General features: G+C 65.2%; 13 protein-coding genes. 3 read left to right on the top strand and 10 right to left on the bottom strand.

Annotation, left to right across the window (positions count from 1 at the left end; translation table 11 throughout):
* From AC25Y4_RS00785 to AC25Y4_RS00775, 3 genes are read right to left on the bottom strand one after another with little or no spacing between them, the layout of a single operon-like run.
* Nucleotides 1-909: an ABC transporter permease gene (locus tag AC25Y4_RS00785; protein ID WP_488118468.1), complete on the bottom strand. Its 909-nt coding sequence runs from the start codon at nucleotides 907-909 to the stop codon at nucleotides 1-3.
* Entirely contained in the window at nucleotides 906-1,859 is a 954-nt protein-coding gene (locus AC25Y4_RS00780; protein ID WP_488118467.1) for an ABC transporter permease, read from the bottom strand. The genes AC25Y4_RS00785 and AC25Y4_RS00780 overlap by 4 nt, the downstream gene beginning before the upstream one ends.
* Nucleotides 1,756-2,889, bottom strand: a complete 1,134-nt coding sequence (locus tag AC25Y4_RS00775) for an ABC transporter substrate-binding protein (protein ID WP_488118466.1) — start codon at nucleotides 2,887-2,889, stop codon at nucleotides 1,756-1,758. The genes AC25Y4_RS00780 and AC25Y4_RS00775 overlap by 104 nt, the downstream gene beginning before the upstream one ends.
* Nucleotides 2,890-3,047: 158 nt before the next feature.
* On the opposite strand from AC25Y4_RS00775, the gene AC25Y4_RS00770 reads away from it, so the two are divergent.
* On the top strand, nucleotides 3,048-4,349 hold the full coding sequence (locus AC25Y4_RS00770) for a winged helix-turn-helix domain-containing protein (RefSeq protein WP_488118465.1): 1,302 nt from the start codon (nucleotides 3,048-3,050) through the stop codon (nucleotides 4,347-4,349).
* 9 nt (nucleotides 4,350-4,358) lie between these two features.
* On the opposite strand, the gene AC25Y4_RS00765 is transcribed toward AC25Y4_RS00770, so the two are convergent.
* On the bottom strand, nucleotides 4,359-5,240 hold the full coding sequence (locus AC25Y4_RS00765; RefSeq protein ID WP_488118464.1) for a M48 family metalloprotease: 882 nt from the start codon (nucleotides 5,238-5,240) through the stop codon (nucleotides 4,359-4,361).
* Between the two features lie 12 nt (nucleotides 5,241-5,252).
* Complete coding sequence (locus tag AC25Y4_RS00760) at nucleotides 5,253-5,819, bottom strand: LemA family protein (RefSeq protein WP_488118463.1); 567 nt, start codon at nucleotides 5,817-5,819, stop codon at nucleotides 5,253-5,255.
* A gap of 205 nt (nucleotides 5,820-6,024) precedes the next feature.
* Between AC25Y4_RS00760 and AC25Y4_RS00755 the strand changes: the two genes are divergently transcribed.
* Together AC25Y4_RS00755 and AC25Y4_RS00750 are read left to right on the top strand one after the other, a co-directional pair.
* Nucleotides 6,025-6,768: an ABC transporter ATP-binding protein gene (locus AC25Y4_RS00755; protein WP_488118462.1), complete on the top strand. Its 744-nt coding sequence runs from the start codon at nucleotides 6,025-6,027 to the stop codon at nucleotides 6,766-6,768.
* The gene (locus tag AC25Y4_RS00750) at nucleotides 6,765-7,499 is read left to right on the top strand and encodes an ABC transporter permease (protein WP_488118461.1); all 735 of its coding nucleotides are present in this window, start codon (nucleotides 6,765-6,767) and stop codon (nucleotides 7,497-7,499) included. Before AC25Y4_RS00755 ends, AC25Y4_RS00750 begins: the two co-directional genes overlap by 4 nt.
* A gap of 13 nt (nucleotides 7,500-7,512) precedes the next feature.
* Here the strand turns inward: AC25Y4_RS00750 and AC25Y4_RS00745 are convergent, their stop codons facing one another.
* Genes AC25Y4_RS00745 through AC25Y4_RS00725 form a run of 5 tightly spaced genes read right to left on the bottom strand, consistent with a single transcriptional unit; the run spans nucleotide 7,513 to nucleotide 13,421 of the window.
* Entirely contained in the window at nucleotides 7,513-9,021 is a 1,509-nt protein-coding gene (locus AC25Y4_RS00745) for a glycoside hydrolase family 1 protein (protein ID WP_488118460.1), read from the bottom strand.
* On the bottom strand, nucleotides 9,018-10,331 hold the full coding sequence (locus AC25Y4_RS00740) for a D-arabinono-1,4-lactone oxidase (RefSeq protein WP_488118459.1): 1,314 nt from the start codon (nucleotides 10,329-10,331) through the stop codon (nucleotides 9,018-9,020). The genes AC25Y4_RS00745 and AC25Y4_RS00740 overlap by 4 nt, the downstream gene beginning before the upstream one ends.
* Entirely contained in the window at nucleotides 10,328-11,563 is a 1,236-nt protein-coding gene (locus tag AC25Y4_RS00735; protein ID WP_488118458.1) for an alanine racemase, read from the bottom strand. The genes AC25Y4_RS00740 and AC25Y4_RS00735 overlap by 4 nt, the downstream gene beginning before the upstream one ends.
* Nucleotides 11,563-12,819 (bottom strand): MFS transporter, encoded by a 1,257-nt coding sequence (locus AC25Y4_RS00730; protein ID WP_488118457.1) that lies wholly within the window; start codon nucleotides 12,817-12,819, stop codon nucleotides 11,563-11,565. Before AC25Y4_RS00730 ends, AC25Y4_RS00735 begins: the two co-directional genes overlap by 1 nt.
* Nucleotides 12,816-13,421, bottom strand: a complete 606-nt coding sequence (locus AC25Y4_RS00725; protein ID WP_488118456.1) for a TetR/AcrR family transcriptional regulator — start codon at nucleotides 13,419-13,421, stop codon at nucleotides 12,816-12,818. The genes AC25Y4_RS00730 and AC25Y4_RS00725 overlap by 4 nt, the downstream gene beginning before the upstream one ends.
* Nucleotides 13,422-13,463 lie beyond the last annotated feature (42 nt).

Genomic DNA, 13,463 nt, shown 5'->3' with positions numbered 1-13,463 from the left:
TCATGGGGTGCCTTTCATGGTGAAAACGGATGCCGCACGCCGGACCCGCGCCGTGCGCGACACACGCCTGGTGCCGGGAGTGATGGCGCCGAGACGTCCGATCACGAGCAGCAGGACGAAGGCGAACAACAGAGCCAGCAGTGACAGGATCACGGCGGTGTACGGGTCGTTCTTGCTGACAACGACCAGCGCCGTCTGCAGGTTGGTGCGGTTCAGCAGCGAGGCAATTGTGAATTCACCGAGCACGACGGCGACGGCGATGAACGACGCAGCCAGGACGCCGCGTTTCAGGTTCGGCAACAGCACTGAGAGGAAGACCGTGCGCGGCCCTGCACCAAGCGTCTGCGCCGCCTCGCTGAGGGTTCTGACATCGACCGCATCGAGGTTCGACTGGATCGCCCGGTATGCGTACGGCAACACCGTGATTCCGTATGCGAATGCCAGCGTCCACACACCGCTGCCGAACATCCGTGAGACCACCGAGTAGACCGGCGCCAGGCCGACCACGAGCACGATCGCCGGGATGCTGATCGGCAGCACGCAGATGATCTCAAGGGCCCGTCGCAGGCGAGGGAACCGCACCTGTACCAGCACCATGGTCGGCACGAGTATGAGCAGCATGATCGCCACCGTGCCGATGGCCAGCGCCACGGAGTTTCCGAGAGCGGTGAGCACCGGCCGGTACTCCCCCGTCAGCCCACCACCGAACAGGGCTTGCCAGCGTGAGAAGTCGTAGCCGCCACCGAGCCCCTTGCGCAGGGTGAATTCGAGCATCGCCACGAAGGGGATCACGAACACCAGTCCGAGCAGACTGAGGATCAGGCGTTGAGTGCGCGATGTCGGCGCGTGCGCGACGCCGTTGCGCATACCGAGCCCTGGCTGGCGTGCCTGCGGCGTAGTGCGGCTCATCCCTGCCACCTCGATGCCCGTGATGTCAGCACCGAGTAACCGAACATGACGACGGCCACCACGATAACCATGCCGAGCGCGAGCGCCCCGGCGAGGTTCTCCCTGCCGAGCAGTGTCTCACTCGTGAGCGCAGCCCTGATCTGCAGCGGAACGATCTGCGAGCCCTGGCTGGTGAGAGCCGCTGCGGTGGCATACGAGGAGAACGCGTTGGCGAACAGCAGGAGCAGGCTGCCGAGGAACGAGGGTGCGAGCACCGGGAATGCGATGCGCAGCCAGTATGAGGCCCTGCTGCCGCCCAGGGTGGCATTCGCTTCGGCCCACTGCGGCTTCAACGCGTGCAGCGCCGGCATGAAGGTGATGATCATCAGCGGAACCTGGAAGTACAGGTAGGGCAGGATGAGGCCCGGTAGTTCATACAGCCACACTCCGTCGGCGTAGATGTCGATACCCATCGTGTCGCGCAGGAGCACGGTGACCATGCCCTGGATGCCGATGGTCGCCACGAAGGCGAACGCGAGCATGACACCGCCGAACTGGGCGAGTACCCCGCTCAGCGAGTCAACAGCTGATCGGAGCGCACCGTCGGGGGCGGATCCGAGCAGGGCGTAGCAGGCGACGGCGCCGGTGATCGCACCGACGATCGCGGTCAATGCCGATAGCCAGAATGAATTGAAGAAGGTCTGCAGGATCAGCGGATCGGCCAGTGCGGCGACCGTGTCCCAGGTGAAGGCGCCGGACGCATCGAAGAACCCCGTGCTGATCGCGATCAGCGTCGGGATGGCGAGGAAGAGTACGACGTAGGCCGCGAACGGCAGCAGCCAGAGGGCTGCTGCCGCATCGCGGGACTTACTGGACAGCCGCCGCCCACTTGTTGCCGAGCAGCGTTGCTGCAGCGTCGCTCTGTGCCGCCGTTGGCACGACGGTCTCCTCCGGAGCAGCGGGGAGAGCATCAAAGAGCTTGGCGTCGATGGTTCCGGCCTTGGCCATTGCCTCCGCGCGCACCGGGCGGGCGCCGCCCTCGAGCCACAGGTTCTGCGCGTCGTCGCTGTAGAGGAACTCCTGCCAGAGTCGTGCAGCGGCCGGGTGCGGGGCGTCGACGTTGATGGCCTGGTTGTAGTACCCGGCGTAACCGGTTCCGGGGAACACGACTACTTCCCAGTTGCGCTGACCATCGAGCTGTGCGCCGTAGCCGACGTTCAGGTAATCCCAGTCAAAGACGACGGGGGTCTCACCCGACGCAATGGTCGCGGTGGTCGGGTCGATCTTGACCAGGTTTCCCGCCGCATTCAGCTTCTGGAAGAAGTCGATACCGTCCTGGAAGTCATCGACTGTGCCACCGCTCTGCACTGTCGCAAGACCGACAGCGGCGAATGCCGCACCGGCCTGGGTGGGGTCACCGTTGATGGAGACCTTGCCCTTGTACTTCGCGCCCAGGAGATCATCGAGCGAGGTCGGTGCCGGAACTGCATCCGGGTCATAGCCAACGGCCATGTATCCGCCGTAGTCGCCGACGTAGAGGCCGCTCTCTTCCTTCAGGGCATCCGGGATGTCGGCCCACGTCGCGACCTGGTACGGCGCAAAGTGATCCGTGCTCGACAGCGCGACGGCAAGCCCGAGGTCGAAGACGTCCGGGGCCGTGTCCTGGCCGGCGAGGTTCTCTGCCGCCTGGATCTCCTCTGCACTTGATCCGTCTGGCGATGCCTCTGTGATGGTGATCTCAGGGTACTTCTCTGCGAAGGCGTCGAGGACTGCGCCGTAGTTCGCCCAGTTGCGCGGCAATGCGATGACGTTCAGTGCGCCTTCGGCTTTGGCGGCTTCCTCTAGCCCGGCCAGATCGCCGAACGCGCTCAGGCTGGTAGCGGATGCTGCATCGACGCCGTCTCCGCTCGATGCAGTCGTAGCACTCGCGCATCCTGTGAGCGTGAGGGCGAGTGCAGCAGTGGCAGCGAGTGTCGCGACCAGGGTGCGTGTGGTGATCACAGTTCCTCCAGACCCACGCCTGGCCGTTCGCGCTGTGGAGCGAACTGTTGGATGCCGAGTTGTCGGGTCGATCAGAGGTTAGGAAGCACAGGCATCCAGTTGGAGCCCGCCTGCTGAACGGCACATGAACGTCAGTGGTCAGCGCTACTCTCGAAGCGATGACACAGACAACGGAGTTTCGCCCCGCAACGAAGCGTATTTCGGCGACGCAGCGTATTTCGGCGACGCAGAGCATTTCGCCCGCGCTGGCACGGCGCATCGCGCTGGCCGCGCAGGGCTTTGGCCGACCCACCACGCCTGCACTCGGTGATCGCCAGCCCGGTGTTCGCCAGCTCGACGCACTGGTGAACCGGCTGCAGCTCCTGCAAATCGACTCTGTGAACGTCTTCGAGCGCAGCCACTATATGCCGGCGTTCAGCCGACTCGGCACCTACGACAAGGCGCTGCTCGACCGACTCACGTATGGCACTGGCACGTCGTCAGGCGGCGCCAAATTCACCGAGTACTGGGCGCATGAGGCGTCCTTCGTGCCGCTCGACACCTGGCCACTCCTCCGCTGGCGGATGCAGCACTATCGCGACAAATGGTCTGTCGACGCCGACTCCTGGGCGAGTACACACCGGCCGATGCTTGAGTGGCTGCGTGCCGAACTCGCGGAGAAGGGTCCGCTCCGTGCAAGCGAGATCGAGCACGACTCCAACAAGCGCAGTGGCCCGTGGTGGGGATGGTCAGACGTCAAGACCGGGCTGGAAGTGCTGTTCCGCTGGGGCGACGTCGTCAGCGCCGGCCGCACGCGCTTCGAACGGGTCTATGCCCTGCCAGAACAGGTCTTCCCTGCGGCAATCCTCAATCGGGACGTGAATGCAGCGGATGCCCACCGCGAGCTCATTCGCAGGTCGGCTCTCGCCCACGGCATCGGAACAGCCGCCGACTTCGCCGACTACTTCCGGCTGAAGAGCGTGCCGGCTCTGGCTGCGATCCGGGATCTCGAAGACAGCGGTGAGCTGCTGCCGGTCACGGTGCCCGGCTGGGGAAAGAACGACAGGCCGGTGCAGGCGTGGTTGCATTCCGCGGCCAGGCTCCCCCGCCGCATGGATGCCGCGGCAGTGCTCTCGCCGTTCGACCCCGTGGTCTGGGAACGAGCCAGGGCGCTCCGCATATTCAACTTCCACTATCGCATCGAGATCTACACCCCGGCTCCGAAGCGGGTCTTCGGCTACTACGTGCTGCCCGTCCTGATCGGCGATTCCATCGTCGGTCGAGTCGATCTCAAGAACGATCGGCAGGCGGGCGTGCTGCGCGTGCAGGCAGCCTGGGCCGAAGACGGCGCCCCGCCAGAGACCGCGGCCCGCCTGGCTGCTGTGCTTCGAGAGACGGCAGCCTGGCAGGGACTCGCCGATATCGAAGTTGTGCAGCGCGGCAACCTGGCCGAGGCCCTCAGTACTGAATTACGCAGCTGAATTACGCTGCTAGAACTTCCGGCCCATCGTGTGCAGGCGTTCGATGCGCTCTGCAATCGGCGGGTGGGTGCTGAACAGCTTGTCGACCAGGCCGGGCTTCAGCGGGTCGGCGATCCAGAGGTGCGACATCGATGTGTTCTGCTTTTGCATCGGACGGCCATAGGCTTCGAGCTTGGCGAGGGCGCTGGCCAGTGCATCCGGGTGCCTGGTCGTCATCGCGCTCGTGGCGTCGGCGAGGTACTCGCGCTGACGGGACACCGCCAGCTGCACCATCGTGGCCACCAAAGGGGCAACGATCATCGCGGCGAGACCGAACACCAGCACCACGGGGTTGCTGTTGTTGTTATTGCGCCCGAAGAACGCCATGCGCATGAACATGTCGGCGATGAAGCCGACGGCGACCACGAGCCCGAACACGATGGTGGAGACCCTGATGTCGTAGTTCTGCACGTGGCCCAGCTCGTGAGCCATGACACCCTGGAGCTCAGAGTCGTCCATGATGTCGAGCAGACCAGTGGTAGCTGCGACGATGGCGTGCTCAGGGTCGCGCCCTGTCGCAAAAGCGTTGGGAGCTGGGTCGTTGATGATGTAGATCTCCGGCATCGGCGTTCCGGTGGTGATCGACAGGTTTTCAACGGTGCGCCACAATCGCGGGTGATCCGCCTGGCTTTCGAGCTTGATCCCGCCGCTCATCGCCACGGCCTGCTTGCCGGCCATGTAGTACTGGAACAGCGCGTACAGTGCGGCGATCACGATCGTCGAGATCATGATTCCGTAGCTGCCCGGCCCGTAGACCACCTGGGCCAGCCAGCCAAGGGCGCCGATCAGGACGAAGAAGAACAGCAGGATGAAGACCGTGTTGCGCTTGTTGCGCGCGATCGCGCTATACATCTGCGCCCGCCGCTAGAACTGGACGCGCGGGGGCTCCGCGATTGCTGCAGAGTCGGAGACCTCGAAGAAGTCGTGCTCTGTGAAGCCGAGGTTGCGAGCGAACAGGTTGTTCGGGAACGTCTTGATCTTGGTGTTGAGCTCACGAACGCCGCCGTTGTAGAACCGGCGCGACGCCTGGATCTTGTCTTCGGTGTCGACCAGCTCTGACTGCAGGTGCAGGAAGTTCTGGCTCGCCTGCAGCTGCGGGTAAGCCTCAGCCACGGCGAAGATGCTCTTCAGCGCGTTCTGCATGTGGTTCTCAGCGACGGATGCGTCGGCCGGCCCCTGTGCGGACAGGGTCTCAGCCCTGGCCTTCGTGACGTTTTCGAAGACGCCCTTCTCATGAGCCGCGTAGCCCTTGACCGCCTCGATGAGGTTCGGGATCAGATCAGCCCGTCGCTTCAGCTGCACCGTGATGTCACTCCACGCCTCTTCAACGCGAACGTTGAGCGTGACCAGGGAGTTGTACGTCGCCCACAGGTAGATACCGACGATGACGATGAGTGCCACAACAATGATGACCGGGATGAGCCATTCCATGGCAGCTGTCTCCTTGCGATTGAGCGAACGTGTACTGTGCGAAACGGGTGATCGAAACCGTGGTCTCGACGTATTCAGCACTATCCTAACGGGGCAGCTTGAGCCTCCCATCCGCTTCCCACCACACTCGAAGCTAAGTCAAGGCTGGCATCCGCCTACCTCTCCGCCTACCTCTCCGCCGACCGGCGACGTAGGCTCTGCAGATATGAGCGATCGACCGGCCGCGGTGGTGGTCACAGACCTGACGGTGCGACGCGGTTCGAACCTGGTTCTTGACGGTCTGACGCTCACCGTTCCGAGCGGACAGGTGATTGGGTTGCTCGGCCCGAGTGGCTGTGGCAAGACGACGCTGATGCGCGCGATCGTTGGCGTTCAGGTGGTGAAGTCAGGCACGGTGACCGTGCTTGGCCGGCCAGCGGGCAGCAAGTCACGGCGTGGCCGCGTCGGGTATGTCACGCAGTCCCCCAGCATCTACGACGACCTGACGGTGCGCGAGAACCTGGCGTATTTCCGCACAGTGCTCGCGGCTCCCCGCTCCGACGTCGACCGGGTGATCACCGAGACCGACCTCGGCTCCGTGACCGGGCAGCTGGTTGGCTCCCTGTCAGGAGGGCAGCGCAGCCGGGTGTCGCTGGCCGGCGCCCTCCTCGGTTCGCCAGACCTGCTGGTGCTCGATGAGCCCACCGTCGGACTCGATCCAGTGCTGCGCGTCGAACTGTGGTCGATGTTCCATCGGCTGGCCGCCACCGGCACCAGTCTCCTCGTCTCCAGCCACGTCATGGATGAGGCCACCCGCTGCGACCAGTTGTTGCTGATGCGCGACGGCGAGATCCTCGCGGACGACACCCCGGCCGGCATCCTGCTGAAAACAGGGGCAGGGGATGTCGAGAGCGCTTTTCTGACGCTCATCCGTCGTCGGCCGAGACCGCCTGAAGGCGATCTGTCATGAACCTGCAGCGTACGTTCGCCACCACGGGGCGAATCCTCACCCAGATCAGGCACGATCCACGCACGATCGTGTTGCTGCTTATCGTGCCGAGCCTGCTCATCGGGCTCGTGGCGTGGATCTTTTCCGACACCGACACATTCCAGGTCATCGGGCCGTCGATGATCGCGCTGTTCCCGTTCATCGTGATGTTCCTGGTCACCAGCATCACCACGCTGCGCGAGCGGCGCACCGGCACCCTGGAGCGCCTCCTGTCGATGCCGCTCGGCAAGGGAGACCTGATCCTTGGCTACACGCTCGCCTTCGGTCTGCTCGCCGTCGTGCAGTCGGCCATTGCCGTGGCCTTTGCGACCTGGGTGTGCGGCTTGGAGATCGAGGGATCCATCTGGCTCCTGTTCGCCGTTGCCGTAGCGGATGCCCTGCTCGGCACAACCCTCGGCCTGCTGGCCAGCGCCTTCGCCCGCACCGAATTCCAGGTTGTGCAGTTCATGCCGCTGCTGGTCTTTCCGCAGATCCTGCTCGGCGGCATCTTTCTGCCGCGCGACCAGCTGCCGCCTGGCCTGAAGGAGATCAGCGACTGGCTGCCGCTGTCGCACGCCATCGACGCGCTGCAGGCCGTCGCCACCAATTCAGAGGATGCCGGATACATCGCGGGAGAACTGCTCATCATTCTCGCCTGGGTGGTGGGCGCCGTCATCCTCGGGTCGATCACCCTGCGCCGACGGACGCCCTGACCTGCTCGCTGCGTCAGCGCGCGGACAGCACCTGCTGCAGCCAGCGATACGACGACTTGGGCGTGCGCTTCTGGTCGGCGAAGTCAACGTGCACCAGGCCGAACCGCTGCGTGTAGCCGGCAGCCCACTCGAAGTTGTCGAGCAGCGACCACACGAAGTAGCCACGGAGGTCAACGCCATCCGCTGCCTTGCCGGGAGCCACGGCGTCCACGGCGGCGAGCACGTGCTCTGCGAGGTAGTCAATGCGCGCGGGGTCGTCGACGTTGTCCCGGATGTCAACGACGTCTGGAAAGCTTGCGCCGCCCTCTGTGATGTAAACAGGGGGCAGCGAATCTCCGTACCGCTCCTTCATCTCCGCCAGGCTCACGGCGAGGAATTCGGGCGCGATGGGCCAGCCGAATCCGGTGACCGGGTACTCGGGGAAGGGCTCGAGGCTGAAGGGCAGCGCCGCCATGGCCGCGGATTCGCCGTCTGGCGTCGCCAGGCTGCGTGAGCTGGCGCTGCCGCGTGCCGCACTGCCGTGTGCCGCTTTGACGCGGGACGGCATGTAGTAGTTGAGGCCGTAGAAATCCAGCGGCTGGGAAATGGTGGCCAGGTCGTCCTGGTCGACCTCATCGAGGAAACGGCCGAGTGCGTCGAACGGCTCTGGCAGGGTCGGGTAGCGTCCAAGCAGCACTGGGTCGGCGAAGATCCGGTTGTGCAGCGCATCGAACAGGTCGGCGACGACGACATCCTCATCGCGGTCGCTGTACGGCAACACCGGGGAGTGCACATTGGTGATGCCGATCTGGCCGCTGACCCCGACAGAGCGGAGCGCCTGCACCGCAATGCCGTGGCCGAGGAGCTGGTGGTGCGCGCTCGGCAGTGCGTCGAAGAGCAGCGGATCGCCGGGGGCGTGCAGGCCGAGTGCGTAGCCGTTCAGGGTCACGGTGGCCGGCTCGTTGATGGTGATCCAGGAGTCGATGCGGTCGCCGAAGACCTCACCGACGCTGTGCGCATAGTCACCGAAGCGCATAGCCGTGTCACGGTTCATCCAGCCGCCACGGAGGGCCAGCGGGGTGTCCCAGTGGAACAGCGTGGCCATCGGGCTGATACCGGCGGCCAGGAGTCCGTCGAGAAGCTGGTCGTAGAAGGCGATGCCGGCCTGATTCAGCCGGCCACGGCCATCCGGTTGCAGGCGAGGCCAGGCAAACGAGAACCGGTACGCATCGACGCCGAGATCGCGGAGCAACGCCACGTCTTCGGCGTACCGGTGGTAGTGATCGGTGGCCACTGAGGCGTTGCTGCCGTCGAGCACGCGACCAGGCTGGGCGGTGAACCAGTCCCAGATCGACTCAGACCGACCGCCATCACGCGCACCGCCCTCGATCTGGAATGCCGCCGTCGATGTACCCATGACGAAACCAGCGGGCAGCCTGTCTCCGAGTTCACCCGCGCGGTGCTGCCAGGCCCTCGCCTGGCGCTTCGACACGCTGCCGTTGTTCGTGTTGCGTGGACCTGGGGCCTGTGGCGTTGTGGTCATCGACCGAGTACTCGTTCCAAATAGGGGTTTGCGAATCGGCGCTCGGGGTCGAGCCGATCGCGCACAGCCAGGAAGTCGTCGAAGCGGGGGTAGACCTCACGCAACGCGTCAGCATCCTGAGTGTGCATCTTTCCCCAGTGTGGGCGACCACCGTGCGATCGCATAATCGCCTCGACGTCCCTGAAGTACGCCGTGTGGTCCTCCCGGTAGTAACGGTGCACGGCGATGTAGCCGGTCTCCCTGCCGTGCGCCGTCGACATCCACACGTCATCGGCCGCAGCGGCACGCACCTCGATGGGGAACGAGACATTCCACCCGCGACGCTCAATCAGCGCCTTGACCTCTCGCAGGGCGTCTGGAATCACCGCGCGGGGCAGGGCGTACTCCATCTCACGGAACCGCACAGTGCGATTCGTGATGAAGACCCGGGGAGAGACGTCGGTGAACTCGCGCCTGCCGCTCAGCTTCTCCGCCATGCGGCTGAAGCTGGGAACGAGAGGCGGTACGACGGTGCCGACGGCGCAGGTGACACGGTAGAGCCCGTTGGCGAGCACCTCGTCGTCAACCCATCGCGACACCCGGCCAAGGGGTGCGCGTTGCGCGCCGATCGGCAGCCGGGTATTGGTCTTGGTGAGCGCGGTCTCGGTGTGCGGGAACCAGTAGAACTCGAAGTGGTCGTTGGCGAGTACCCGCTCCTGGAACGACGCCAGGGTCTCCTCAAGGGGTTCAGCCGCTTCCACCGCGTGCAACAGATAGGCGGGAACACACTGGATGGTCACGTCGACGATGATGCCCAGAGAGCCGAGACCGAGGCGTGCGGCCGGGAGCAGTTCCGCGTTCTCTGTCTCGCTGATGTGCAGCAGGGAGCCGTCGCCGACGACAAGGGTGAGGGCAACGATCTGGGTGGCGAGCCCGCCGAATTCCCCTCCGGTGCCGTGGGTGCCCGTCGACGTGGCGCCGCTGATCGTCTGCCGGTCGATGTCGCCCATATTGGCGAGGGCCAGCCCGTATGGCGCGAGCAAAGCCGGCAGCCGGTGCAGGCGTGTTCCGGCGGCGAGCGTCACCCGATGCGTCGACTCGTCAACGCTGAGGACGCCGGTGAGGTCGGTGAGGTCGAGTTGCACGCCGGGGGCCACCGCGATGCCGCTGAAACTGTGCCCGGCCCCGACCGCCTTGATGCGAAGATTGCCTCGCCCAGCTGCGGTGACGGCGCGCTGCACCGCGGCGGCACTCGTCGGTCGTTCGACCCGCTTCGGTCGCACCAATTCGGTGCGGGCCCAGTTGCGCCACACTCCGCCATTTGCTGTCACAGGAATGCCTTTCCTTCGCCCCGATACGTCGGAACGATTCCAATGAGCTGGTCGCCATCGACCAGTGCGAATTCGTTGACGCGTTCGCTGAGCTCCCCCGATTTGGTGTGGCGCAGCCACACCCGGTCACCCACGGTGAGGTGCCTCGCCGCGGCTCCGGTCAGCGGCGTCTGTACCTCACCGGCCATCTCTCTGGGCATCATCGCCAGGCCCTGCGGCCAGACGATCTGCGGCAGGCGGTCGGCGTGCGGCGGCCCTGAGGCGATCCAGCCGCCGCCGAGCATGGTGGCGATTTCTGGTGCGGGCTTCCGCACAACGGAGAGCGCGAACGCGGCGGCCGGTGCCGGCTGGAATTCGGAGTAGTTGTCGAACAGGTGGCCGCCGAAGAATCCGCTGCCCGCAGCGATGTCGGTCACGGAGGCATCGGCCCCCGTGCTCTCCAACGACCCTGTGCCGCCGCCGTTCACGAACTCGAGGTCGGCGACCTGCCGCACGGCAGCGACAGCGGCGCCGCGCCGTTCGGCCAGCTCCGTGATCGAGTGCTTGCGCATCCACCGGTTGAGGCCGCCCTCAACGGGCCGGCCGATGGGGTTGTCTCCTCGCCCGGCGATCTGCGCTTCGTAGCCCATCATTCCCACGAGGGCGAACCCGGGCCTGGCCACAATCCGGAGTGCGAGTGACACCGCTTGCTCTGGCGTGTACACGGGTGACCGCCGCACCCCGAGGTGACCAAGCACCGGCGCCTGCCAGGCCGAGTCCAGTTCGATGGCGACCCTGATGGTCTCCCGCTCGCCCGGTGCCACGACCGAGTCGATGAAGTCGAGCTGCTCGATGGAGTCCACCATGAGGGTGATGTTGGCGGCGGCCTGCGGCGAGCGCGCCAGCTGCATGGTGGCGTGCCGTTCTGCGCCGGGGTACCCGACGACGATGTCTGACACGGTGTCGGTGAGCCAGAGCGCTTCAGCCAGCGTGAACGCCAGCACCCCCTCATAGCCGGGAAGCGTGAGAATCTGTTCGATGATGCTCCGCACGCGCAGCGACTTGGTCGCCACCCTGATGGGCTTGCCCGTAGCTCTCCGCAGCATGTCGTGCGTGTTGTACCGAAGAGCATCGAGGTTGAGCGCGGCAACCGGGGTGTCGAGATCTGCCGTGGCCGTCGTCATCTGCGACCAGTAGCGTTCGGGCATCAGCCACGGCTGGGCCAGCGGCGCGGTCTCCAGGTCGATCTGCATTACCGCACGCCTTTCACTCGCGACACAGCCAGCGCGCCCGCGAATGCGAAGACACCGGCGAGGATGAAGAGCCCGGTGAAACCGCCGAGAGCGGCGACCGTGATCGCTCCGATCAGAGGAGCGATCGCCTGGGGAACTGCGGTGGCGATGTTCATGATTCCGAGGTCCTTGCCCCTGGCTGCGGGGTCTGGCAGCACCTGGGTTGCCAGCGCCTGGTCAACGGAGAGGAAGCATCCGTAGCCCAGCCCCAGGATGCCAGCGGCGATCATGGCGACGGTCAGGTCGGGGATGAAGGCGAGCATCAGCGCCGCAATACCCTGCAGGGCGGATGCCACGAACACGAACGCCTTGCGACGTTCCAGCTTGTCGCTGAGCGCACCGAGGAACAGGGAGGCGAGGATCACGAACACCATGTAAATGAGAGTCAGGATGATGAGGTCGTCTTCGGCGTTTGAATCGTTGAGCCCGAACATCAGGAAGTACAGCAGCATTGTCGTGCCGAAGGCGTTCCCGAAGTTCACCAGCACTCGGCTGAGCAGGGTCCAGCCGAAGTCTGGATAGGCCCGCGGACTGATCCACAGGCTCTCCAGGATTCCCCGCAGGCTGAGCTTCGGACGCTGGTCTGGCCGGAGCACCGCGTCTGGCTGGAAAAGGAACGGGACGATGAGCACCACCAACAGCACCGCGACGACCGCGTAGCCGGCGAACTGGCCGGTGAAGAGCATGGTGACGAGCAGCAGACCGAAGATGATGCCGATCGCCTGCGGGGCAGACAACCAGCCAGACACCAGTCCGCGCTGATTGACGGGCACCTGGTCGGAGATGGTCGCCGTCAACGCGGCCGTCAGCACACAGAACCCGGTGAGCGCCAGCGCCCAGAAGATGCCGATCCCCACCATGGTGTCCTGCACCCCGAGGGCCAGCAGCGAGAGCGCGAAGACGACGGTGCCGCCGGCGATCCAGGGGCGCCTTCGCCCGAAGCGCGAGGTGGTGCGGTCTGACAGTGCGCCGGTCAGCGGGTACGCGACGACCGCGCACAGTCCAGCGATCCCGGAGATGATGCCGAAGGCGACCACGCTGTCCACCCAGTTCTCCGGGTGCAGCTGCGCGTCGATCTGGGCGGGCAGCAGGAGTTGCACCGGGGTGAGCTGCGCCATCCAGATACCGAGCCAGGCCGAGGCGAATGCTGCGATCCACCGGCCTGGCACGCGTCTGGTTGGTTCGGCGAATACAGCGACAACGGTCTGCGTACTCATACGTGTCTCGACAATCCAGCAACCGTGTCGGCCGCAAAATCAATGACGGATGCCGCGGCTGCGTCATCCCTGTTCACCAGCCAGGCAATGGTGAGCCCGTCTGTCAACGCGACGAGGATCCGCGCGACGTCGGCAACCGGGCGGTCCCAGCTGCAGCTGGTCCACTCTGCGGCCTGCTCAAGTGCAGCGGCGGCCAGAGTGAAGTAGTGGTCGTACTGCTCCTCGGCAAGGGGAGTCATACCCGGTGAGCGGAGCGCGAAGTGGGTGAGTTCGAACATCGCCTTTTCGCGCTGTGGGTCGCGGCGGAGCAGATCGAGGTAGTTGCGAAGGCCCGCAGCGATGTAGTCGCGCATGCTGCCACCGGCCGGCAGCTCCGTGACCCCACCGAGGATCGCCACCTCTTCCTGGCTGACGACGTAGCGGATGAGCTCGGCCATCATGTCGTCCCGTGACGCGAAAGCGTAGTGGAAGCTCGCCAGCGACATCCCGGCTTCTGCGACGATCGCGCGCGTGGTCGCTGCGGCCACTCCGTGTTCGGCGACAACGGTCAACGCAGCATGAACCAGCGCGATACGTCGCTCTGGTGCGGGGATGCGTGGCACGCGGCCTCCTCACGCTGTTCACGACACGAAGAAGTGGGACAT

The sequence above is a fragment of the Leifsonia sp. Y878 genome (assembly GCF_057669685.1).
Note: the sequence above shows the minus strand (reverse complement) of the source record. Positions and strands in the feature narration are given on the sequence as shown.